This window comes from Limnohabitans sp. T6-20 (genome assembly GCF_003063505.1).
GTDB lineage: Bacteria > Pseudomonadota > Gammaproteobacteria > Burkholderiales > Burkholderiaceae_C > Limnohabitans_A.
Window position 1 is genome coordinate 452,679 of record NZ_NERW01000001.1, and the last position, 22,325, is coordinate 475,003.

Here is a 22,325-nt window from a genome sequence, read left to right on the forward strand (position 1 = left end):
TCAGCCGCTCAGTGAATAGCCGCGTACATGATCCCCTCTTGGGTGGCGTCGGTGGCCGAGAACTCGACCACCACCTTGCCCTGTTTGGCCACCAGGATGCGGTCAGACAGGGACATCACCTCGGGCAGGTAAGACGAAATCACCACCACCGCCTTGCCCGCATCGGCCAGGCGGTTGATTTCGGCATGGATCTCGGCAATCGCCCCGACATCTACCCCGCGCGTCGGTTCGTCAAAAATGATCACGTCCGGGTCTTGCACCAGGGACTTGGCGATCACCACCTTTTGCTGGTTGCCGCCCGACAGCTCGATCACCTTCACGTCCTTGCTGATGGCCCGCACATTGAGCAGGCGGCTCCAGTGCTCACCAATGGCCCCCGCCTTGGCCGAAGAGATGGCGCCGAACACGTTTTTGGATTTGCCCAGCAGGCCCATGTAGATGTTTTTGGCGATCGACATGGTTTCAAAAAAGCCTTCGACCTTGCGGTCTTCGGTGATGTAGGCGATGCCGTCATGCACCGCCTGGCGCGGCACCCGGTAGCGCACGGGTTTGCCGCGCAGCAGCACCTCGCCGCCATGAAAGAAGTCGCGCTTGATGAGCCCGGCCACCACTTTGAAGGTTTCGGTGCGCCCGGCCCCCACCAGTCCGAAAACGCCGGTGATTTGCCCTGCAAACACCGACAGCGAGTTGTTTTTCACCATCGACGCCATGCGCAGGTTGCGCACCGACAGCATGCATTCGCCTTGGGGGCGCACGGTGGTTTTTTTCTGGCCATAGAGGGTTTGCGACAAATCGCGCCCCACCATGGCCTGCACGATGCGGTTGCGGTCAAAGTTGCTTTTGTCGTCCGTCACGATGTGCTGGCCATCGCGCAGCACGGTGATGCGGTCGGCCAGCTGCAGGGCCTCTTCCAGGGCGTGCGAAATGAAGATGATGGACACCCCGCGTTCCTTGAGCTTGAACACGAGGTCAAAAAAGTACTTCTTTTCCTCGGGTGTCAGGCTGGCCGTGGGCTCGTCAAAAATGATCACGCTGGCCTGGTGCAGCACCGCACGGGCGATCTCCACCATCTGTTTTTTGGCCGCGCCCAGCAAGCTCACGGTGGCGGTCGGGTCCACGTCAAAGTTGAGGGACTGCAAAAACTGCTGCGCCGAAATGTAGACCCCGCGCAAGCGGTTGAAGAACTGCTCCTGACCCAGAAACAGGTTCTGCGCCACCGTCATGGTGGGCACCAGGCTGGTCTCCTGGAACACCATGGCAATGCCGTGTTCCAGCGCTTGCAAGGGCGTGGACAGCTGCACCTCTTGCCCGTGCACCAGCATCTGGCCCGAGCTCAGGGGCACGACACCGGCCATGACCTTGGTCAGCGTGGACTTGCCCGCGCCGTTTTCACCCAGCAGCGCATGGATTTCACCCCGACGCAGAGAAAAATCGACGTTTTCAATCGCCGGCACGCCGCTATAGCGCTTGGTCGCCTTGCGCAGTTCCAGCACCACCTCGGTGGAGGTGCTGGGTGTGGTGTTTGCTGGGTTTGTGGGGTGTGTCATGTCCGGGCCTCCGCCTTGTTCAGATCGATCCGCAAAAGTCGGCCCGCACCTTTGGAGGCCACCCACAAAGCGCCGCCCCACTCGACCACGGCCGTGACGCCGTGGTGGCGCCCGTCCACCTGGCTGTGCAAAGACGAGAGGATGCGGCCATCTGCCGCAACCCGCAGCACCAGGCCATAAGAGCGCGGGGGCGCCCAAGGTTTGAGCATGCCCATTTGCTTGACGCCCGCGCCTTGCAGGGGCTCCAGAAAGCTGTGGCCAGACGACAGGGCCGGGGCGATCCAGTAACGCGGGTCAATCTCTTGCAGCATGCGCTTGCGGTAAGCGGGCTCACGCAGCACAAACTCCACCAGCTGCGAGCGGCAGACAAAGCAGCTCAGCCAGAATCCGCCGCCCGCCGCTGCGCTCATGCGCGAGGGGTAGCCGGGCAATTCGGCCACCAGCGCACCCTTGCCCTTGCCAGCACCCGAGGCCGGGGTGACGCGGTGCTTCCAGCTCTCGCTGTACAGGGCCTGCCCACCCAGCGGCAGCACACCAAAAGCGTGGTGCAAACCGCTGGCCAGACTCTGCACCGCACCCGTGGCGGGCTGCCAGCGCGCCACGCGGCCGCTGTGGCCCAGTTCCATCAGGTCATGGCACCACTGGTCAGTGCTGCGCCGCTGTGAGCCATCGCTGAGCAAGACCGCGCCATCGGCCTCAAACGCCAGCGCATTGACGCTGTGCAGGGGCTGGCCCTCCAGGCTCTGCAGCACAGGCCCGTCGCTCAGGCTGCCGTCGGCCTGTGTGTGCAGCAATTGCACCTGCGTGCCGCCCAGGGCCACGGCCAGGGTGCCCTTGGCTTGTGCGGCCAGGGCGGTGATGTTCACGTTGAACTCACGCACCAGCACCGGCTGACCCTCTTGCAGGCGCAGCAAACGGGGCCCGGCGCTGATCCACAGCTGCTGGCCGTCACAGGCCAGGTCGTCAATGCCTGCGATCTCGGCCACCACGGTGGCGTCGTCGAGCTGGCGGTTGGGCTTGAGCGCCCCGTCCATGACCGGCACGGTGATGGCGGCGCTGCCGCGTCCCAGCAGTCGGTCACTCCAATTGCGCAAACTTGTCAGCATCAGCGTGCTCCCCAGCGTTGGCCGTATTGAGAAAAATTCGGATCGGCATTGTCGAGCTTGTAGCGGCCAATGCGGTTGTTGGAGATGCCGCCCAGGTACAGGTGGCCCTGGTGTTCGCGCATGGAGGTGATCATGGGGTGGTTCACGCCGCCCAGGTCCCACAGCGTTTCCAGGATCTCGCCTTTTTCAGAAAACTTGAGCACGCAGCCGGTGTTGATGTTGGGGAACAGCCACTCGTCAAACGGCACGCGCTTGGCCATGCGCTGGCGGAAGCCCGGCATGCGCAGCGCCAGGTCGTAAGCGGGGCCGCGCATGCCTACCAGGGCCAGCCAGTAGTTACCATCCGAGGCCAGGTTGATGTTGTCGGGGTAGCCCGGCAGGTTGTCGACCACCACCTCGACCTGGTCTTTCTTGGGGCCGTCAAACCAAAAGCGCTTGATGCAGCAGCCCCAGGTTTCGGCAAACAAGATCGACTGGCCGTCGCTGGCGATGCAAATGCCGTTGGGGAAACGCAGCCCGCGCAACACGGTTTGGGTGCTGTTGTCGCGCGGGTCATAGCAGACGATGCGGCCATTGCCACGCGCTTCCAGGCCATCGACCGCCCATTCGTGCATCTCGTAGCGCACGGTGGCTTCGCTGAAAAAGATGCGGCCGTCGTCGGCAATGTCCAGGTCGTCGGCCAGGCGTAGTCGGCTGTCGTCGTTGATCGAGCTCCAGCTGCGGTTGGTTTCATCGGTCACGCGCTGCACCTCGCGCTCGGGTGTGATGCGGTACAGGCCCATGCCGCCCACGCAGACCACCAGGTTGTCCTGCCGGTCAAAGGCCATGCCCAAAGGCTGGCCACCAATGTGCGCAAAGACCTCCATGCGCTGGTAGTCGGGGGCAAAAAAGCGGATCACGTCGCCATGGCGCGAGCCTGCATACAGGTTGTTCTCGCGGTCCAGGATCACGTCTTCGGGCGCTTCGATGCGGCCCAGACCAATCGTTTCGACCGCACGCAGTTTGTTGTTCAGGGTCCAGGGGCCAGTGGCTTGGCCTTCGCCTTCGGGCGTGCACACCGGCGCGGGTGCCAGGGCCTGGTAGGCCGGGCTCACATACACCTTGCTGATGATGCGGTGGCGGTTCTTGAGCCAGCGCACATCGATGACGGCCGCCGCAATCAGGATGCCCGCCAGCACCATGCGAGTCAGCCCCCCGGAGACCGACATGGAGGTCAGGCCGTTGGTGATGAGCAGCACCACCAAGGTGCCCACCAGGGCCTTGGTCACCGAGCCCCGGCCACCGCCCAGGCTGATGCCGCCCAGCACGGCAGCCGTGAGCACCAGCACCTCCATGCCGACGCCAATGTCGGCCCCCGCCGTGGCCAGGCGCGAGGCAAAAAAGCAGCCCCCCACCGCCGTCAGCATGCCGCTGGCGACATAGCTCAGGGCCACGGTGCGACGCACGGCAATGCCGCTGTTGTAGGCCGAGCGGCGCGAGCCGCCAATGGCCATGATGTGCCAGCCCACGCGCAGTCGCGTGAGCATCACATGCCCGCCGATAGCCGCGAGCGCATAGGCCCAGGCCACGGTGGGCAGGCCCAAAAACGTGCCATTGCCCAGAAAGTCCCACACCTCGGAGTCGGGGATGCTGCCGGCAATGGCGGTGGAATATTGCAGGCTCAGGATTTCATAGAGCGAGCGAAAAATGATCAGGGTGATCAGCGTGGTCAAAAAGGCGCGCAGGCGCAAATAACCGATCAACACCCCATTGACGGCCCCCAGCAAGGCGCCAAACAGCAGCGTGCCCGGCACGGCCAGGGCCACCGGCCACTTGAGCACATGCATCAGCATCAGGGCACAAAAATTGGTCAGCGCAAACATGGAGCCCACCGACAGGTCGATGCCGCCGACGATCATCACCAGCGCCATGCCCAGCACGATGAAGCCAATCTCTCCGGCTTGCCGCAAGGTGTCGGCCAACATGGTGGCGCTGTAGAAGTTGGGCACCAGCTGGCCCGAGAAAAAGACCACCATCACCAGCAGCAGCACCGGCACGGCGGTTTCCGTCCAGCGCTTGGACAGGATCTCGCCCACCCAGTGATCGGGCCAATATTTGTAGCGCAGTCGGGTCAGGGTTTCAGTCATGTGCAAACCAGGGTCTGTGGGGGTGTACAAAACAAGCACTCAAGGCGACAAGGAGGGCGGGCCATGCCACCCACCTTGTCGTCATGAGGCGTCGAAGGCCCGCTTACTTGGATGCGGCCAGCTTCCAGCAAGTGCCTTCAGCAGCGGCGTTTTGCTTGGTGATCGGGATCAGCGTGGTGTAGATGTTTTGCTTGGCTGCGCCGGGCTTGACGCCGCCTTGCACCAGCCACTTGATCATGGCCGCCATGTTGCTCGCTTGGGTCGGAACGTCGTAGCTGATGTCCAGGTCGAACGCCCCGGACTTGACCATGTCGCAAGCGCCTTTTTGTTCACCGCCACCCGATGTGGCCAGGTAGACCTTGCCGGTCAGGCCTGCCTCCTTGACCGCTGCTGCGGTTCCAATGTCCATGCCGTCCCAAAAGCCGATGATGCCGCACAGGTCCGGGTTTTGCTTGAGCACCGTCTGGGTCAAAGCCTTGGCTTTGGCGGCGTCCCAGTCAGCCGCCTGGTTGGACACGACCTTGATTTCGGGGTGCTTGGCCAGGATGTTTTCAACGCCCTTGAGGGTGTAAGCGCTGGTGGCGGCCGTCGGCGCGCCTTGCACGATGGCGATCTTGTTGCTCTTGCCCTTGCAAGCCTGCACCACGGCCTCGGCGTTGCGCTCGCCAATGTCCACCCAGTCAGCGCCCACAAAGGCGGTAGAAGGCTGGGCCGAGCGCATGTTGATCTGCACCACATAAATGCCTTCGTCTTCGGCCTTCTTGATCAACTTGGCGTAGGTTTGCACATCGGGGTTGTGGATCACGATGACAGCCGGTTTTTCGGCAATCAGCGCGGTGAAGGCTTGGGCGCCTGCGTTGGTGTTCCAGTTGGGGTCGCGCACGACCACTTTCATGCCCGCGGCTTCAAGTTCTTTTTTCAGACCCGCGTGCCAGCCAATGGCCAGGTCAAAGCCAAAAGCCACCGGAATGAAGCCCACGGTCTTGCCTGCAAGGGCTTTTTTGTAGCCGTCGCGAAACGGTTCATCCAGCCCTTTGCCTTGCGCCATGGCGGATGTGGCCGCGCAAAGGCCCAGCGTCAAAACGGCTGCTGCGGTGCTCAATTTTTGAAAAATCCTCATTGCCTGTCTCCTGGTGGTTAAAAGTGGTTGACGCCCCAACAAGCCGGGCGTCTGGCTGTGCTCAGATGTCCCCTTGCTGTGCGGTCTCTTCGTTGCGGGGGTTCAAAATCGAATCGATCAGGATGGCGGCCAGCAGCACCACCCCTTTGACAATGTTTTGCACGGAATAAGAGATGTCCATGATCGTCATGCCGTTGAGCATGGTGCCGATCAGCAGCGTGCCGATGATCACGTTGACCACCCCGCCCCGACCGCCCGCCAAGCCAATGCCACCCAGCACCACCACCAGCACCACGTCGTAGACCATGGTCGAGTTGAAGATGCGCGTGGGCATGCTGTTGACCGATGCCGACATGACCAGACCGGCAAACAAACCGACCAGCGCGGCCAGCACAAACTGCAACACCATGATGGGCCGTGTGGGCAAGCCGGTGGCGCGCGCGGTCAGCGGGTTGTCACCCATGGCGTAAATGAAAGTGCCAGCGCGCATGCGCCCCAGAAAAAGCGACAGCAGCGTGGCCGCCAAACCAAACATGATCACTGGCGTGGGAATGCCCAGCACCGCACCCCGACCCACCCAGACCAGCGCGTCCAGAGTCTCGGGCCACTGCACGACTTCGAGCTGAAAGATGAAAGCCTGGCCCAGCCCTGCCAAAAACAGACCCGAAGCCAGCGTGGTGAACAGCGAGGGCACTTCGGCATATGCGATCAACCAGCCATTGAGCAGGCCAAAGGCCAACGACAGGCAAAGCGCCACGCCCACAGCCGGGCCGATGCCATAACCGTTTTGCACCAGTTGCAGCAAAAAGCCCGAGGGCACCGCCATGGCCGCGATCATCGAAATGTCGATGCCCCGCCCGATCACCACCACCGCCATGCCCAGCCCCAAAATGCCCAGAATGGCGACGTTTTGCAGCAAGGTCAGCAGGTTGTCTACCTGTGCAAAGCCCGGCAAAAAGGCCGCCAGGGCGATGAACATCACCACAAAGATGGCGAAGACGATGGTCTGCTGTGTGGCGCGTAACTTGATCATGAACATCTCACTCAGATAAGGGCTGCTTGCAGGGACTGCCGCAGTTCGCGTTTGACGATCTTGCCGTTGAGGTTGCGCGGCAGCGGCTCGGTGCCGATGGTCCAGGTCTCGGGCACGGCGTAGTCGGCCAGCAGCGGCGTGCAATACGCTTGCAAGGCGCTGGCCTGCGTCTGGTCATGGAGTTCACGCACGCACACAAAGGCGTGCACACGCTCGCCCAGCACGGCGCAGGGTACGCCCACCAGCGCGGCTTCCAGCACCTGGGGGTGTTCACACAAGACGTTTTCCACCGAGGCGCAATACACCTTGTAGCCACCCCGGATGATCACGTCCTTCTTGCGGTCCAGAACGCGCACAAAGCCTTCGGCATCCATGCTGCCGATGTCGCCCGAATGCCAGAAACCGCTGGTGAACTCGCTGGCGGTGGCCTGCGGGTTGTTCCAGTAGCCGCTGACCACCATGGGCCCTGCGATCCAGATTTCGCCCACGCCGCCTCGCGGCAATTCGTTGCCCTGTTCGTCCACCACGCAAATCTCACCGCAGGGCACCGCCTGACCCACGCTGTCGCGGTGCGCAGCGGTCTGGCCGGGCGGCATGATGGTGGCGGGGGAGCAGGTTTCGGTGGCGCCATAGGCATTCATGAGCACCAGGCCAGGCAACTTGACGGCCAGGCCATCGATGGTGGCGGTCGGCATGGACGCTCCGCCATAGGCACCGATGCGCCAGTGGCTCAGGTCATGCTCTTGCAGGTCGGGCAAGAGCAGGCACAGGTTGTACATGGCCGGGACCATGATGGTGTGGGTGATTTTTTCAGCCCCCGCCAACCGGATGAAATCGGCCGCCTTGAACTGCGGCAACACCACCATGCAGCCGCCGCAGTGCAGCATGGCGTAGAGCTGGGCCACCAGACCGGTCACATGGCTCAGGGGCACGGCCACGGCGGTGCGGTCTTGCGCGCTCAGGTTCATCAATTGCGCGTAGTGCATCACCGAATGCACGATGTTCAGGTGGCTGATCATGGCGCCCTTGGGGCGGCCCGTGGTGCCCGAGGTGTAGAGCAGCACAGCCAAATCGTCCTCAGCGCCCTCGTGCGCCGTGCTCAGGGGCGGCGCCATCATGAGCGCGGCAAATGTTTCAAAGCCTTCACGCGCTGCCGTCCCCGTCACAATGCGGCACCTCAAATGCGGCAGTTGCTCGGGCGCGGGTTGCAGGTCGGCCAACTCGGCGCCGCAAATGAGCGCCTTGGCTTCGGAATTGTTCAGCGCAAACGCCAGCTCCACACCACGTGCCCTGGAACTCACGGGTACCAACACCGCACCCAGCCAGGCGCACGCCAGGGCGGCAATCACAAATTCGCTGCCATTGCCCAGGTGCAGGGCCACGCGGTTGCCCGCCACCACGCCGCGCTGGGCCAGACCGCCTGCGCATTTGCAGGCCGCGTGGTGCAGCTCATGCCAGCTCAGGCGCAAATCGCCACACACCATGGCCGCGCCTTGCGGAAACTGTCGCACTGCGCTGCCCAGCATCTGCGCCAGCGTGGCGGGTCGCTCGGCATAGCAGCGCACGATGCGGTGGTCAAAATGGCTTTCGCGACGGATGGCGGTTTTCAAGGCATCTCCTGCCAGGTTGGCGGTCGTGTGGGTGGTGTGCGGCGCGCTCAACACACCGCGCATGAGCATTTCGATGCAATGGGTGACCGCGTCTTGCAGGCTTTTTTCAGAATGCGCTTCGGGCCGGTACCAGCGCCCGATGCCGCCGATGGCCCCGACCACCGAGAACGCCCCAACCCCCGGGTCGCCCGCCATGATCCAGCCCTCGGACATGCCTTGCGCGATCAGGGCGCGAAAGTCCGCGTCCACCTGGGCCTTGAGGTTGCGCAGTTCGTGGCGCCGCACTTCGGGCAAGGGGTCTTCACCCACCCGGCTCACGCACAAGCCAAAGTCACCGGTGACCACGCTGGCGTACAGCTGCATGGCCAGGCGCAGACGTTCGCGCCCGCTGTGCCCTTGCGCTTGCAGCGCCTGCAAGCCGTTTCGGAACATGGCCAGTTCACGCTCCACACACTCAAACAGGATTTGCTCCTTGTTGTCGATGTAGTAGTACAGCGTGGGCTTGGTCACGCCCAGACTTTGCGCAATGTCGTCGAGTGAGGTGCCCTGAAAACCCTTGCGTGTGAACAGGCGCGCCGCCGCCAAGAGCACCGCTTCCTTCTTGGTCTGGTGCTGCTGCTCCCGCTCCTGTCGAGCTGCCCAGGGCGACGCGACCGTACCGGTAGCTCCTTTACCGAAGGTTTTGGCAGCAGTTTTTGTCGGCGTGGAAACCATCAAATCTCTTTTCAAAACAACAGTTACTGGCGAGTAACAGAACTGACTTAAGAATCAATTTAGAGCAAGACATCCCATCTGGCGCTAGGGGATTCCCTGAGCTGCAGCGCAACAACTGTCGACTGCGCGACAAGGTGGCCGATTGCTTGCGGGGCATGTCATGACCCCTGCGGGACAGGGAGTCACCCGTCTGACAGGTGCAAGAAGGCCTGAGCTTTCACACTGCAGGCAAGCGCCCGGCCTTGGCGGACTTCAAGGCACGCCAAGCGGCACACACCCCATGGAATGAACACATGAACTTTGACATCTCCCCCGACTTGCAGGCGCTGCGTGAGCGCACCCGCAAGTTCATCGCCGAGCAGGTGATTCCGCTCGAAGGTGACCCTCGGCACGGCGCGCATGGCCCTTCAGAAGATTTACGCCGCGAGCTGATCGAACGCGCCCGCGCTGCGGGTTTGCTCACCCCGCATGCCTCGGTTGAGATGGGGGGCCTGGGCCTGAGCCACATCGCCAAGGCGGTGGTGTTTGAAGAGGCCGGTTATTCCAACCTGGGGCCCACGGCGCTCAACATCCACGCCCCTGACGAAGGCAACATCCACCTGATGGAAGAGGTGGCCACGCCCGCACAAAAAGAGCGCTGGCTGCGCCCGCAGGTGGCGGGCCTCACGCGCTCGTGCTTTGCCATGACCGAGCCCGATCCGGGCGCAGGGGCTGACCCGTCGATGTTGACCACCACCGCCGTGCAAGAGGGTGACGACTACCTGATCAACGGCCGCAAGTGGTTCATCACCGGGGCAGACGGTGCGGATTACGCCATCGTCATGGCGCGCATGGAAGACGGCACGGCCACCATGTTTCTGACCGACATGGACAAACCCGGCATCCGGCTGGAGCGCAGCATGGACGCGATGGACAACTGCTTTACAGGTGGCCACGGGGTGCTGTGTTTTGACAACTTGCGCGTGCCCGCCAGCAATGTACTGGGCGAGGTGGGCCAGGGCTTTCGCTACGCACAGGTGCGGCTGGCCCCGGCACGCCTGACGCACTGCATGCGCTGGCTGGGCCAGGCGCGCCGGGCGCACGACATCGCAGTGGAGTACGCCAGCCGTCGCAAAGCGTTTGGCAAACCGCTGGCCGAACACGAAGGCGTGGGCTTCATGCTGGCCGACAACGACATCGACCTGCACACCGCCCGCCTGCACATCTGGCACACCGCATGGCTGCTGGACCAGGGGCAAAAAGGCGGCTTTGAATCAAGCCGCGCCAAGGTGGCCTGCTCAGAAGCCGAATGGCGTGTGGTGGACCGCTGCGTGCAGATTTTGGGCGGTCAGGGCGTGACGGCCGACACCCCCGTGATGCGCATCTTCATGGACATGCGCGCCTTCCGGATTTATGACGGCCCGAGCGAAGTCCACCGCTGGAGCATGGCCCGCAAGATCGTGCACAAGGCGAACAAGGCGCATGAGGCAGCGCAGGGCTGAAGCCCTGAGCGCTCAGCCCATCCAGCTCAAGCTTTGGCGGCTTCGAGCTGGTCCCGCGTGGCCATCGCCACTTTGCGCGCGGCCTCGGCAAAGTCTTCACCGCCTGATGCGTAAAGCACCGCACGCGACGAGTTGACGATGATGGCACCTGCGCTGCTGCCGTCGGCGTTGGCACGCCAGCCCGCCTTGACGGTGGCCACGGCGTCGCCGCCTTGTGCGCCCACGCCCGGAATCAGCAAGGGCACGGTGGGGGCGATCTCGCGCACGCGCTCGATCTCGTTGGGGTAGGTTGCGCCCACCACCAGGCCCAGCTGGCCGTTCAGGTTCCAGGGGCCTTGCGCCAGTCGCGCCACATGCTCGTACAGCAAGGGCTGGCCTTCGACCGAGGCCAGGCGCTGGTTTTGCAGATCGTCACCGCCAGGGTTGGAGGTGCGGCACAGCAAAAACGCGCCTTTGCCGTGGTACTTCAGGTACGGGGCCACCGAGTCCCAGCCCATGAAGGGGGACAGGGTCACGGCGTCGGCACCGTAGCGCTCAAAGGCTTCCTTGGCGTATTGCTCGGCGGTCGAGCCGATGTCGCCGCGTTTGGCGTCCAGGATGATCGGCACATGGGGGGCCACGCGGCGCATGTGTTCCATCAGGCGTTCGAGCTGGCCTTCGGCGCGGTGCGCGGCAAAGTAGGCGATTTGGGGTTTGAAGCTGCTGACCAGGTCGGCGGTCGCGTCCACGATGCGGGCGCAAAAGTCGTAGATCTTGTTGGCGTCGCCCTTCATGCCCGCAGGGAACTTGGTGGGTTCGGGGTCCAGGCCCACACAAAGCATGGAGCCGTTTTGGCGCTCGGCGGTGCGCAACATGTCTAAAAAGGTCATGGGGGCATTTTAAGGGGCGGCAAGACGGCGGGCGCGAGGCGGGCGGGCCGCGCGCTCACGGCGACAGCCCCACGCGGGGGCCAGGGCTAAGATGGCCGCCATGCACAAGCTTTCATCCAAGCAATGGACTGTTCTGGTCTTGCTCACCATCGTCTGGGGCATCAATTGGCCCATCATGAAAATCGGTGTCACGGGCTTCCCGCCCCTGACTTTCCGGGCCATGTGCATGTGGTTGGGCACACCGGTACTGGCTTTGGTCCTTGTGATGCAGCGGGTGCCATTTCGCATTGGCCGTGAGCATTGGCGCGAGTTGCTTTTGCTGGCTACTTTCAACATGTTTTTCTGGCACGGCCTGATCATCGTGGCGGTGCAGTCGCTGTCAAGCGGACGGGCCGCGATTTTGGGCTACACCATGCCCATGTTTTCGGCCGTGTTGGGGGCGCTGGTGTTTGGAGACCGTCTGGCCAAGCGCGCATGGGGTGGCGTGGCGGCGGCCTCGCTGGGCGTGGTGCTGCTGCTGTGGCATGAGCTGTCCAATCTGAGCGGCAAACCCATCGGCGTTCTGCTCGCCCTGGGTGCGGCCAGCACCTGGGCATTGGGCACGCAGCTGCTGCGGCGCACCAAGATGCCGGTGCCCACACTGGCGATTTCGTTCTGGATGGCTTTCATGACCACCGGTTTGATGACCGTGCTGGCCGTCTTGCTGGAGCGCGATCAATGGCATGCGCCCTCTGAAGCCACATGGGGGTCCATCGCGTTCAATGCTTTGCTGGTGTTTGGCTTTGCCCAAGCTGCCTGGTTTTATCTGGCCCGCAGCCTGGCACCGGTGGCGTCCACGCTCAGCGTGATGCTGATCCCGGTGCTGGGCGTGTTCACGGGGGCGGTGTGGTTGGGCGAGGTCTTGCACTGGCAAGACTGGGCTGCCGTGGGTTTGATGATGTTGTCGATCGCCGCCGTGCTCTGGCCTCAACGCCAAACGTGCTGAGGCCTTCACTGCTGGTAAGCCGCCCCGCTCTCCAAACACCGACGGAGCCACAGCACACATTCGGCCGCAGGGGCGGCCTCCCACAAAGTGTTCGCGTGGCTGCGGTCACAGCCACCGCGCACCAACCCTACTGGCCGCGCACCGCTTTCAGCGCCAATAACAGATCGACCCAGGCCTTGGCTTTGTCTGCCGGAGTGCGCAGCAGGCTGCTCGGGTGGTAGGTCGCCACCACGGGAATGCCTTGGAAAGTGTGCAACTGCCCGCGCAGCTTGCCCAGGGGCTCCGAGCTTTGCAGCACCGATTGCACGGCAAAGCGGCCCATGACCACAATGACTTTGGGCTGCACCAGCGCCACTTGGCGTGCCAGATAAGGCGCGCAGGTGCTCAGCTCTTGCAGCGTCGGGTTGCGCCCCGGGGGGCGGCACTTGACGGCATTGGTGATGTAAACGCCGCCTTCGCCATGCGCCTGGCGGGCCAAGCCCACCGCTTTGAGCATGTTGTCGAGCAACTGCCCGGCCTGACCGGCAAAGGGTTCGCCTTGTTGCTCTTCGTCTTCACCCGGAGGGTCCCCGATGACCATCCAGTCGGCTTGCACATCGCCCACGCCAAACACCGACTTCTTGCGTTGGCCACACAAATCACAAGCCTGGCAAGCCGCCGCCGTGTCTTGCAGGGAGGCCCAGTCCATCCGGTCCACGCCGTCGGCCAAGGGCTTGCCCGTCACCACCACAGCGGCCTGAACGGGCAAAGCGGGGGCGGGGCGCGCAGCCGGCGTTGCAACGGGCGCAAGGGGCGGCATGGGCGTCGCTACGGGCGGGGCCGAAACTACAGGCGCTGCATTTGGCAAAGCCGAAGCCTCGGGTTGCACCTGTACCTGCGCTTGGGGCCACCACACGCGCACCCCCATCTCGGCCAGCATGGCGCGTTGGCGTTCATCAAGGTCAAATCGGGTGGGGTCGCTCATGTTCAGGCTCACAGTTTCAAACTCATCACCACCGCATGCTCACGTTGCTGGCGGTCTGCAGGATAGTAATCCTTGCGAATGCTGACCTGCTTGAAGCCGTAGCGCTCATACACCTGCAAGGCGCGCAGGTTGCTCTGCCGCACCTCCAGCCACAGCCATTGCGCACCCTCATGGCGCGACATGAGCGACAAAGCGTCCAGCATCATGTGGCCCCAGCCTTGGCCTTGCCGTGCGGGAGCGACGGTGATGTTGAGCAAATGCATCTCTTCAAACCCGCGCATGGCCAGAAAATAGCCCAGCAATTCGCCTTCAAGCCACAGGCATTGGGCATCAAACAGCGGGTTCAGCGAATCCCGAAAATTGCCGCGTGACCAAGGGTGGCTGTAAGCGGTTTGCTCGATGGCCATGACCGCATCGAGGTCGTCCAGCGTCATGGGTGCCAGCGTGACCGCGTTGCGCGTGGCCTCGGAAACTTCTGCCACCGCTGCTTTTTTGTCCAACTTCATGCCCGAATCCGTCATGCGGGCTTGTCCGCCTTGACACTGGCGGCTTGGGCTTTCATGGCCTCGCGCTCGGCGGTGGTGTTGGCCACTTTGTCGCGGATGTACAGCGGCATGGCCTGATCGGCAGGCACCGCCAGGCCTTGCGCCCACAAAGCGGGGGCCAAACGCAGCAAGGCCGCCGCCGTGGGCAAAGCCACGCCATGCGCGCCTTGGGGCAAGCGTTCGCCATAGGCTGCAAATGCATTGCCCGCCAACAACACGGCACCGCCCTGCGGGCTGTGGATTTTTTCGGGAGCGCTGACCTGCAAAGGCGAGACCGTTTGCCACTGGCCCTGTGCCTGCCCATCCGCACACGATGCTGGCTCCCAACGGTAGACCGCGCTGTAGACCTCGTCCATGCGCGCATCAAGCAAGGCCAGCACCGTCAGCGGCGCATCGGGTTGAATGTGCCCTGCTTGGCATTTTTCAAACCGGGCCTCTTCGGCCACGGCCAGCAAAGTGTCGACCGGTAGTACGGGTAAATCGGCACCAAACGCCAGGCCCTGGGCCACAGCACAGGCCGTGCGCAAACCCGTGAACGAACCGGGCCCCCGACCAAACACGATGGCATCGAGCGAGGCCAGTGGCATGTCGGCCTCGGCCAGCATGGCCAGCACGGCGGGGATCAGCCCGCTGGAAGCCTGCGCACCGCCGGGCAAGGTTTGTGTCCAGACCTGCCCGTCGCGGGCCACCGCCAAAGACAGTACATCGGTGCTGGTGTCAAAGGCCAGCCAGCGCCCTGTTGGACTGGGTGCGCTCATGGCTTGCCTCCGGCAGTGACGCCGCTCGGCAACACAGCCGCCGATTTGGGCTGACGCACGCCAAACAAAATGCCACTGGTGACCAGCGCCAGCCCGGCCAGCAAATTCCAGTGCATCGGCTCACCCAAAAACCAAACCGCGCCCAAGGCCGACAAACCCGGCACCAGCGCCGTGATCATGGTCGAGCGGACGGGCCCGAAGTAACGCACCATCTGCGTGAACGTGATGCCCGAAATCACCACCGAGCCCACGCCTTGAAATACCGCCTGGAACAAAAACTCTGTCCACGGCACTTGCGTCAAGTGCGTGGGCAAAACGCCCCAGCCTATCAAGACCAGATACACCGGCACAAAACCCACAAACGCAAAGGCGGTGATGGCCATGGTGGCGCGCACCGCGTCCAGCCCATGGCGACGCACCGTCACGCTGTAAGCCGCCCAACAGCTGGCCGCCGCCATGAACAGCAAGTCGCCTTTCCAGACCTCGCCGCCTTCGAACGCCTTGAGCAAACTCGCGCCACCCACCAACACATCGCCCAGCACAATGAAGCCCAGACCCATCGCACGGGCCGAAGAGACTTTTTCACGTAGCACCAGCCAAGCCAGCAAAGTCGTCCACAAAGGCAAGCTGCCAGGCATCAACACCGAGGCGTGCGTAGCCGGTGCAAAAAAGAAACCGTTATAGGCCAGCACGGCATAGAGCAAGCCGCCCAAGAAGCCTGCTTGCACGGTGGGTGCTAAGGGCAATGGCGACAAGCCACCCAATGAGCCAACCTTTTGACCTGCTTGGCGTGCCGGACGCATCAGCCACCAAGCCCAGGGCAGCAAGATGGTGCTGGCCCCCACAATGCGGGCCAAGGCAATGTCGAGCGGCAGCAAGCCCCGCGAAGCTGAAGCCCGCGCAATGACGATGAAGCCCGTCCAGATGAGTACGGTAATGACAGCCGAGGCCAAACCCACGGTTTTTGAAGAAAATCGCATGGCCCGAATGATACGGCCCCGCCGCACAAGACCCGGAACGTTAGACTCACTGAATGACATTGCTCCACCCCAAGCGCTCCTTTTCTTTTATCTGGTGGATGGGCCTTTTAGCAGCGCTGATCTGGACCGGCGCAATACCCTTGCCCGCCAACGCGCAAGCTGTGCCTGCAGTGCGCCCTCACGCGCCCGATTTGCCACCGGCCGTTTTAAAAGCCCTGCGCCAGGCACAAGTGCCGCCCTCGGCCTTGAGCGTGCTGGTCATGCCCTTGCCCGAACCGAGCCCCTCGGGCCATCCGGCTCTGGTGGCATCTGCGCGCCTGTCGCATCTGCCGCAGACTGCCGCCAACCCGGCTTCGGTCATGAAACTGTTCACCACCTATGCCGGCTTGAGTCTGCTCGGATCAGAGCATGTTTGGCACAACCGCGTCTACGCCGATGGCCCTGTGCGTGACGGCGTGCTGCAAGGCAACTTGGTTGTGCGTGGCAGTGGCGACCCCAAACTGGTGCTGGAGCGATTGCAAGACTTGATGACCCAGACAATGGCCGCTGGTGTGCGAGAGGTGCGCGGCGACATCGTGCTCGATCGCAGCGTGTTCGATGTGCGCGAACGCAGCGAACCGTTTGACGACGAGCCGCTGCGCCCCTACAACGTGACGCCCGATGGCTTGCTGCTCAACTTCAAGGCAGTGGTTTACAAATTCACGCCAGATGCCGCCAGCAAGCTCGTGCAAGTGCGCTTCGAGCCACCATTGGCGGGCCTGAACGCGCCGACACAACTGCCCGCCAGCAGCGCCCCTTGCAACGATTGGCGCAGCCAACTCAAAGCCGACTTCACCCAACCTTTGCAAGTGCGTTTTGCGGGCAGCTACCCCGAGCGCTGCGGCGAACGCGAGTGGCCCGTGGCCTTCCCTGAGCCCGAGCAATATGCACCCCGGGTGATTCAGTCGATGTGGCTGGCTGCAGGCGGTCGCCTCTCGGGTCAAGTGCGCTATGGGTCACGCCCGGCGTCTGCACGGCTGCTGCTCGATGCCCTCTCTTTGCCGCTGTCCGAGGTCATCAAGGACATCAACAAGTTCTCGAACAACGTGATGGCACAGCAACTGTTTTTGACGCTGTCCAGCGAGTTGGGGGCACCCGGGCGCTTTGAGGCATCGCGCCTTCGCTTGCTCCAGTGGTGGCGCAACGCGTTCCCCGGACAAGAAGAACCGGTACTGGACAACGGTTCGGGCCTGTCTCGCACGGAGCGCAGCACCGCAGCGTCTTTGACGGCTTTGCTGCAAGCCGCACACGCCAGCCCGCACGCCCAGGCGTTTGTCAATTCACTCTCGCAAGCGGGCATCGATGGCACCACCGCCCGACTGAAGGAGCGCCACCCGCAGTCCCCGGTGATCGGGAATGCCTGGCTCAAAACCGGCTCGTTGCGCGATGTGGTCTCGGTGGCGGGTTATGTGAAAGGCCAAAGCGGACAGCGCTATACCCTTGTCGCCATCGTCAACCACCCCAATGCCAGTCAGGCCCGCCCAGCACTGGACCAGTTGCTGGAATGGACGGTACGTGACCAGAACAACACCGCACGTTTGTCCACTGCCACACGGCCCTCCACCACAGGCCAGCGACAATAAACCCATGACATTGATCGATTGGATCGGCTCCTTGGCCGCATTTCTGACCACGGCGAGCTTTGTGCCTCAAGCCTGGCAGACCTTTCGCACGCGGGATGTGAGCGGTATTTCGCTGGGCATGTACAGCCTGTTCACCGTGGGTGTGGCCTTGTGGCTGGCCTATGGCGTCTTGCTCGTGGCTTGGCCCATCATCATTGCCAACACCATCACCACCACCCTGGCGCTGATGATTCTGGTGATGAAGCTGCGTTACCGCTGAAGCGGCATCCAAAGCGGCGTTAAGCGGCAGCCCGTTGCAAGCGGTCGCGCACGCCTTCCCACTCGGGGGTGTCGGGCGGCAATTGCACCCAAATTTGCTGCACGCCACGGGCGTCCAATTCGCGCAACACGCTGAACAACGCGTGCGCAGCCTGCTCAGCGCTCTGCGGCTGGGCAAGCCACAGCACACCCGCGCCCAAACCAGCACCGTCCTCAGGGCGCTCGGCAGACCACAGCCCCAAGTTGTTGGCGTGCGGCCCCAAAGCTTGCAGTTTGGCGGCGATGTCTTGAGCCGACATCAGGCGCACCTTGGCGCGCGGCGCGTAGTGCGATTCGAGCGTACCCGAAGCGCGGGGCGCAACTTGGCCACCAACATCTTGTGGGGCGTCTTTGGCGCGCACAGCATGACCGCACGCGGCCTCGATTTGCGCCCGCGTGATCTGACCGGGCCGCAGCAACACGGGTTCGCCCCGCGTGCAGTCGATGATGGAGGACTCGATGCCCACATCGCATTCACCACCGTCCAGAATCAGCAAATCAGGGCCTAGCTCGGACTGCACATGCGCCGCCGTGGTGGGGCTCACGCGGCCAAAGCGGTTGGCACTGGGGGCCGACACGCCGTGCACACCCCAATCAGCACACGCCTTGAGCAGCGCCTGCGCCACCGGGTGCGAAGGGCAGCGCAGGCCAATCGAGTCCTGGCCCCCAGCCGATGCCGCAGCCACACCACTCTGGCGCGGCAAGATCAGGGTGAGCGGGCCGGGCCAAAACGCGTGCATGAGCTTTTGCGCAAACTCGGGCACTTGGGTGGCAAACAGCGGCACTTGTTCCATGCTGGCCACATGCACGATCAGCGGGTGATCGGCCGGGCGACCTTTGGCCACAAAAATGCGGGCCACCGCGTTGTCGTCGGTGGCGTTGGCGGCCAGGCCGTACACCGTCTCGGTGGGCAGTCCGACCAGCTGTCCATCACGCAGGGCTTGCGCCGCCTGCGCGATGGTCGCCTCGTTCGCACTCAGGATCATGAATACCTTCTGGATGGGCTTAAAACGCTTCGATGCCGAGCAAGGCCGCAGCCTGCAAGGCCGTCGCTCGCACCGCCTCGGGGCTGGCTCCGGTGACGTTCAGGTGCCCCATCTTGCGACCAGGACGCGCCGACAACTTGCCATACAAATGCAAGTGCGTGCCCGGCAAAGCCAGCACTTTGTCCCAGGCGGGGCTCGCACCCTCGGGCCACAAGTCGCCCAGCAAATTGAGCATGATCGACGGCGAGTGCTGGCGCGGTTGCGTGAGCGGCAAGCCTGCCAAGGTGCGCACCTGCAACTCAAATTGCGACTGGTCGCAGGCGTTCATCGTGTAGTGGCCGCTGTTGTGAGGGCGCGGGGCCATCTCGTTGACGACCAGCTGGCCGCCTTCGAGGATGAAAAACTCCACACACAGCACACCCACGTAGTGGATGCCTTCGGCAATGGCGCGTGTGGCGGCCACGGCCTGTGCAGCCAGCTCGGGCGGCACTGCGCCGTCATGCACAGTGGTCACGGCCAGAATGCCTTCGCGGTGCAAGTTGAGTTGCACCGGGAAATTCACAATCTGCCCATCGGCCCCACGTGCCACGATGACCGAACACTCGGCTTTGAGCGGCAGCATTTTTTCGAGGACGCAGGGCACGTTTTTGAGCTGCTCCCAAGCGGCGATCAACTCCTCGCGGGTCTTGACGCGAACCTGGCCTTTGCCGTCGTAGCCCATGCGGGCGGTCTTGAGGATGCCCGGCAACAAATCGTCGCCAACCGCCGCCAGTTGTGCAGGCGTGGCAATCACCGCATGTGGTGCCACCGGCACGCCGCAGCGCACAAAGTGGGCTTTTTCGGCAGCGCGATCTTGCGCAATCGCCACCGCATCGGCGCTGGGGGCCACCGGGCGCTGGGCGCCCAGCGTCATCAGGGCCGGTGCAGGCACGTTTTCAAACTCGGTGGTGATGGCCGCGCAGCGCTGCATCAGCTGCGCCAGGCCTTGCTCGTCCAGGTAATCCGTCTGGATGTGGTGGTGGCTCACCAGCCCGGCGGGGCTGGCGACATCGGGGTCAAGCACCGCCGTGAAGTAGCCCATGGCCTGCGCCGCGTGCACAAACATGCGACCCAACTGGCCGCCGCCCATCACGCCCAATGTGGCAGGCTGGCCATTGACCAGTGCGCCCGGCAAGATGGCCCGGCTCATGCGGCACCTGCAGGTGAAACGGGCGGCAAAGTCATGGCACGGGCTGCGGCGGTCTGCTCGGCACGAAAGGCTTCGAGCTTTTGGCGCAAGACCGGATCGTTGTTGGCCAGCATGGCCACAGCAAACAAGGCCGCATTGGCAGCACCCGCTGCGCCAATGGCGAAGGTGGCCACCGGCACGCCCTTGGGCATTTGCACAATGGAGTGCAACGAGTCCACACCCGACAAGGCTTTGGTCTGCACCGGCACGCCCAGCACCGGCACCACGGTTTTGGCCGCGATCATGCCGGGCAGGTGGGCCGCGCCGCCTGCGCCCGCGATGATGGCTTGTAAACCCCGTTCCGCAGCGCTTTGTGCATAAGCAAACATATCGTCGGGCATTCTGTGGGCCGAAACGACGCGGGCGTCGTGGGGGATGCCAAACTGTTGGAGAATCTGGACTGCGTGCTGCATGGTGTCCCAGTCGGAGCTGGAACCCATGACGACGCCGATGAGCGCTTGAGTCATTGGGTGCTTTTCGTGATCAATCTCGAATTTTAAGGTTTCGCTCCGCTCGGATCTGAAACACAACCCGGAACACTGCCCGCCATGATGGACGTCACGATACAAAACTTTGAAGCTGAGGCGATTGAAGCCTCCATGACCACGCCCGTGCTGGTGGACTTTTGGGCCCCGTGGTGCGGCCCCTGCAAGTCGCTGGGCCCTGTCCTCGAAAAAGTCGAAATCGCCTACGAAGGCCGCTTCAAGCTCGTCAAAATCGACTCCGACCAAGAACAGCAACTGGCACAGGCCTTCGGCATCAAAAGCATCCCGACTTGCGTCTTGCTCAAAAACGGCCAACCGGTCGATGGTTTCATGGGCGCGTTGCCCGAAGGCCAGGTCAAGCAATTCCTGGACAAACACCTGCCCGCCGCCGAAGAGTTGCAGGCCCAGGCTGCCGCAGAGGAAGCCCAACAACACCTGCAAGCGGGCGACGAGCACAGCGCCCGTGCCGCTTTGGAGCAAGCCCTGGCCACCGACCCCGGCAACGACGACGCCCGCTTTGACCTGGTCAAGCTGCTGATTGGCTTGGGCGAACTGGCCGAAGCCGCCGCCTTGCTGGCTCCCGCCATGAGCCGCATCCCGGTGCCGCTGCGCTTCGAGGCGCAAACGCAATGGCTCAACGCGCTGGAGTTTGTGACCAACGACCCGCGTGGCCAATGGGAACTGGCGAAATTTGACGAATTGATTGGCCAGAACAAGCGCGACTTTGAAACCCGCTTTGCCAAAAGTCGCCTGCTGATCGCCGTGGGCCAGTGGGAAGCGGCCATGGACGAGCTGCTGGAAATCATCATGCGCGACAAGAAATGGGACGACGAAGCCCCGCGCAAAACCTTTGTAGCCCTGCTGGAGCTGATGACCCCGCCAAAACCCAAAGCACAAGACGCCACGGGCAAGACCGCAGGCGGCATTGAGCTGATGGGCAAAGCCGCTCTGCAGGAAGACCCGCTGCTGACCATGATCTCCAGCTACCGCCGCAAACTGAGCATGGCGCTGAACTGACTTCAGACACCACGACAGGCACTGCAACGCCAAAGGCCCGCTCAACCTGCATGACAGCAGGCTGAGCGGGCCTTTTTGATGAAGAAGACCGGTTTATCGGCTCGGGCCTGCTTGGCGCTCAATGTCTCTGCGCATTTTCGGCAGCAAGCCCACGCCCATGAGCAACTCGCCCACCACAAACATCGGGCCCACCAACAAGCCGACCAAGTCGTCCACGAAAGCGGGTTTACGGCCTTCAAAATAATGGCCGACAAACTGGAAAACCCAGCCAATCGCGAACAAGCCCAGCCCCGCCTGCCAAACCGGCACACCCCAGGCGGCAGTCCATGGCGGCACCTGATGGGCCACAGCGATCAAGGCCCCGTTGACCAGCACCGTGGCCCCACCCAACAAGAGGTCACCCCGGCTCAGATACCAAAGGCTGGTGAGTGCCCAGACACACCAAGCCAGGGTCAGCTCATGGCCCGCCACGGTCCAGGACGGGCCGAGCAGCAACACCCCGATCGACAGGAAAATCAGGGGAATACCCAGCAGATGGGTCGCGATGTTGCGGCGATCGCGGTGGTAATGGGCGTATTGCACCATCAAGGGGGTCACGGGACGAAAAAGGCTCACACGCATCTCCTGGCGGGCTGGCAGATGGCAAATGTGTTGCCCACCGTTACAGACATTTACCGGTTTCACCAGGCCCAAAGGCCTGTGGGCCGACTTTCGGGGCGGGAAGGCCCCTAGAATTTACCCATTACTTTTGCATTCATTTTGAACCATGCCACGCGCCGAGCCCCTGATCACCCCTGAAGAGCTTCAATGCTTGCTCGGTGGTGCGCCTGCGCGGTCCGTGGTGCCAGGCTT

The 22,325-nt window shown here is 63.0% G+C and carries 20 protein-coding genes; 5 read left to right on the forward strand and 15 right to left on the reverse strand.

Annotated features, from left to right (window positions below):
- Positions 1 to 8: 8 nt before the first annotated feature.
- From B9Z33_RS02175 to B9Z33_RS02200, 6 genes are all read right to left on the reverse strand, one after another.
- Complete coding sequence (locus B9Z33_RS02175) at positions 9 to 1,547, reverse strand: sugar ABC transporter ATP-binding protein (RefSeq protein ID WP_108285379.1); 1,539 nt, start codon at positions 1,545 to 1,547, stop codon at positions 9 to 11.
- Positions 1,544 to 2,653 carry a strictosidine synthase gene (locus tag B9Z33_RS02180; protein WP_108285380.1) on the reverse strand — a complete coding sequence of 370 codons (1,110 nt, stop codon included), beginning with the start codon at positions 2,651 to 2,653 and terminating at the stop codon, positions 1,544 to 1,546. The genes B9Z33_RS02175 and B9Z33_RS02180 overlap by 4 nt, the downstream gene beginning before the upstream one ends.
- Positions 2,653 to 4,779, reverse strand: coding sequence for an SMP-30/gluconolactonase/LRE family protein (locus B9Z33_RS02185; RefSeq protein WP_108286091.1), 2,127 nt, complete (start codon positions 4,777 to 4,779; stop codon positions 2,653 to 2,655). Before B9Z33_RS02185 ends, B9Z33_RS02180 begins: the two co-directional genes overlap by 1 nt.
- A 103-nt stretch (positions 4,780 to 4,882) precedes the next feature.
- Positions 4,883 to 5,899 carry a sugar ABC transporter substrate-binding protein gene (locus tag B9Z33_RS02190; protein ID WP_199220263.1) on the reverse strand — a complete coding sequence of 339 codons (1,017 nt, stop codon included), beginning with the start codon at positions 5,897 to 5,899 and terminating at the stop codon, positions 4,883 to 4,885.
- A 61-nt stretch (positions 5,900 to 5,960) separates the two neighbouring features.
- Entirely contained in the window at positions 5,961 to 6,932 is a 972-nt protein-coding gene (locus B9Z33_RS02195) for an ABC transporter permease (protein ID WP_108286093.1), read from the reverse strand.
- 11 nt (positions 6,933 to 6,943) lie between these two features.
- Entirely contained in the window at positions 6,944 to 9,256 is a 2,313-nt protein-coding gene (locus B9Z33_RS02200) for an AMP-binding protein (RefSeq protein WP_108285381.1), read from the reverse strand.
- Positions 9,257 to 9,549: 293 nt separating this feature from the next.
- Here B9Z33_RS02200 and B9Z33_RS02205 point away from each other — a divergent pair, with 293 nt between their 5' ends.
- On the forward strand, positions 9,550 to 10,737 hold the full coding sequence (locus B9Z33_RS02205; protein ID WP_108286094.1) for an acyl-CoA dehydrogenase family protein: 1,188 nt from the start codon (positions 9,550 to 9,552) through the stop codon (positions 10,735 to 10,737).
- Between the two features lie 26 nt (positions 10,738 to 10,763).
- On the opposite strand, the gene pyrF is transcribed toward B9Z33_RS02205, so the two are convergent.
- Positions 10,764 to 11,606, reverse strand: a complete 843-nt coding sequence (pyrF, locus tag B9Z33_RS02210; protein WP_199220265.1) for an orotidine-5'-phosphate decarboxylase — start codon at positions 11,604 to 11,606, stop codon at positions 10,764 to 10,766.
- 100 nt (positions 11,607 to 11,706) lie between these two features.
- Here pyrF and B9Z33_RS02215 point away from each other — a divergent pair, with 100 nt between their 5' ends.
- Positions 11,707 to 12,591 (forward strand): DMT family transporter, encoded by an 885-nt coding sequence (locus B9Z33_RS02215; protein WP_108286095.1) that lies wholly within the window; start codon positions 11,707 to 11,709, stop codon positions 12,589 to 12,591.
- 127 nt (positions 12,592 to 12,718) lie between these two features.
- Here B9Z33_RS02215 and B9Z33_RS02220 read toward each other — a convergent pair whose 3' ends face one another.
- From B9Z33_RS02220 to B9Z33_RS02235, 4 genes are read right to left on the reverse strand one after another with little or no spacing between them, the layout of a single operon-like run.
- Positions 12,719 to 13,555: a uracil-DNA glycosylase gene (locus tag B9Z33_RS02220; protein ID WP_108285383.1), complete on the reverse strand. Its 837-nt coding sequence runs from the start codon at positions 13,553 to 13,555 to the stop codon at positions 12,719 to 12,721.
- 8 nt (positions 13,556 to 13,563) lie between these two features.
- Positions 13,564 to 14,061, reverse strand: coding sequence for a ribosomal protein S18-alanine N-acetyltransferase (gene rimI, locus B9Z33_RS02225; protein WP_199220266.1), 498 nt, complete (start codon positions 14,059 to 14,061; stop codon positions 13,564 to 13,566).
- An 11-nt stretch (positions 14,062 to 14,072) separates the two neighbouring features.
- Positions 14,073 to 14,858, reverse strand: a complete 786-nt coding sequence (tsaB, locus tag B9Z33_RS02230; RefSeq protein ID WP_108285384.1) for a tRNA (adenosine(37)-N6)-threonylcarbamoyltransferase complex dimerization subunit type 1 TsaB — start codon at positions 14,856 to 14,858, stop codon at positions 14,073 to 14,075.
- Complete coding sequence (locus B9Z33_RS02235; protein WP_108285385.1) at positions 14,855 to 15,838, reverse strand: DMT family transporter; 984 nt, start codon at positions 15,836 to 15,838, stop codon at positions 14,855 to 14,857. The genes tsaB and B9Z33_RS02235 overlap by 4 nt, the downstream gene beginning before the upstream one ends.
- Positions 15,839 to 15,891: 53 nt before the next feature.
- Between B9Z33_RS02235 and dacB the strand changes: the two genes are divergently transcribed.
- On the forward strand, positions 15,892 to 17,460 hold the full coding sequence (gene dacB / locus B9Z33_RS02240) for a D-alanyl-D-alanine carboxypeptidase/D-alanyl-D-alanine-endopeptidase (RefSeq protein WP_233252696.1): 1,569 nt from the start codon (positions 15,892 to 15,894) through the stop codon (positions 17,458 to 17,460).
- Positions 17,461 to 17,464: 4 nt separating this feature from the next.
- Positions 17,465 to 17,719: a SemiSWEET transporter gene (locus tag B9Z33_RS02245; RefSeq protein ID WP_108285387.1), complete on the forward strand. Its 255-nt coding sequence runs from the start codon at positions 17,465 to 17,467 to the stop codon at positions 17,717 to 17,719.
- A gap of 19 nt (positions 17,720 to 17,738) precedes the next feature.
- Here the strand turns inward: B9Z33_RS02245 and B9Z33_RS02250 are convergent, their stop codons facing one another.
- Genes B9Z33_RS02250 through purE form a run of 3 tightly spaced genes read right to left on the reverse strand, consistent with a single transcriptional unit; the run spans position 17,739 to position 20,438 of the window.
- Positions 17,739 to 18,743, reverse strand: a complete 1,005-nt coding sequence (locus B9Z33_RS02250; protein ID WP_108285388.1) for an L-threonylcarbamoyladenylate synthase — start codon at positions 18,741 to 18,743, stop codon at positions 17,739 to 17,741.
- 19 nt (positions 18,744 to 18,762) lie between these two features.
- Complete coding sequence (locus B9Z33_RS02255; RefSeq protein ID WP_108285389.1) at positions 18,763 to 19,932, reverse strand: 5-(carboxyamino)imidazole ribonucleotide synthase; 1,170 nt, start codon at positions 19,930 to 19,932, stop codon at positions 18,763 to 18,765.
- Positions 19,929 to 20,438 (reverse strand): 5-(carboxyamino)imidazole ribonucleotide mutase, encoded by a 510-nt coding sequence (gene purE / locus B9Z33_RS02260; RefSeq protein WP_108285390.1) that lies wholly within the window; start codon positions 20,436 to 20,438, stop codon positions 19,929 to 19,931. The genes B9Z33_RS02255 and purE overlap by 4 nt, the downstream gene beginning before the upstream one ends.
- 81 nt (positions 20,439 to 20,519) lie before the next feature.
- Here purE and trxA point away from each other — a divergent pair, with 81 nt between their 5' ends.
- A complete protein-coding gene (gene trxA / locus B9Z33_RS02265; protein WP_108285391.1) occupies positions 20,520 to 21,473 on the forward strand; it encodes a thioredoxin in 954 nt (317 codons plus the stop codon).
- A 93-nt stretch (positions 21,474 to 21,566) separates the two neighbouring features.
- Here the strand turns inward: trxA and B9Z33_RS02270 are convergent, their stop codons facing one another.
- Positions 21,567 to 22,094 carry a DUF962 domain-containing protein gene (locus B9Z33_RS02270; protein WP_108285392.1) on the reverse strand — a complete coding sequence of 176 codons (528 nt, stop codon included), beginning with the start codon at positions 22,092 to 22,094 and terminating at the stop codon, positions 21,567 to 21,569.
- Between the last annotated feature and the right edge of the window lie 231 nt (positions 22,095 to 22,325).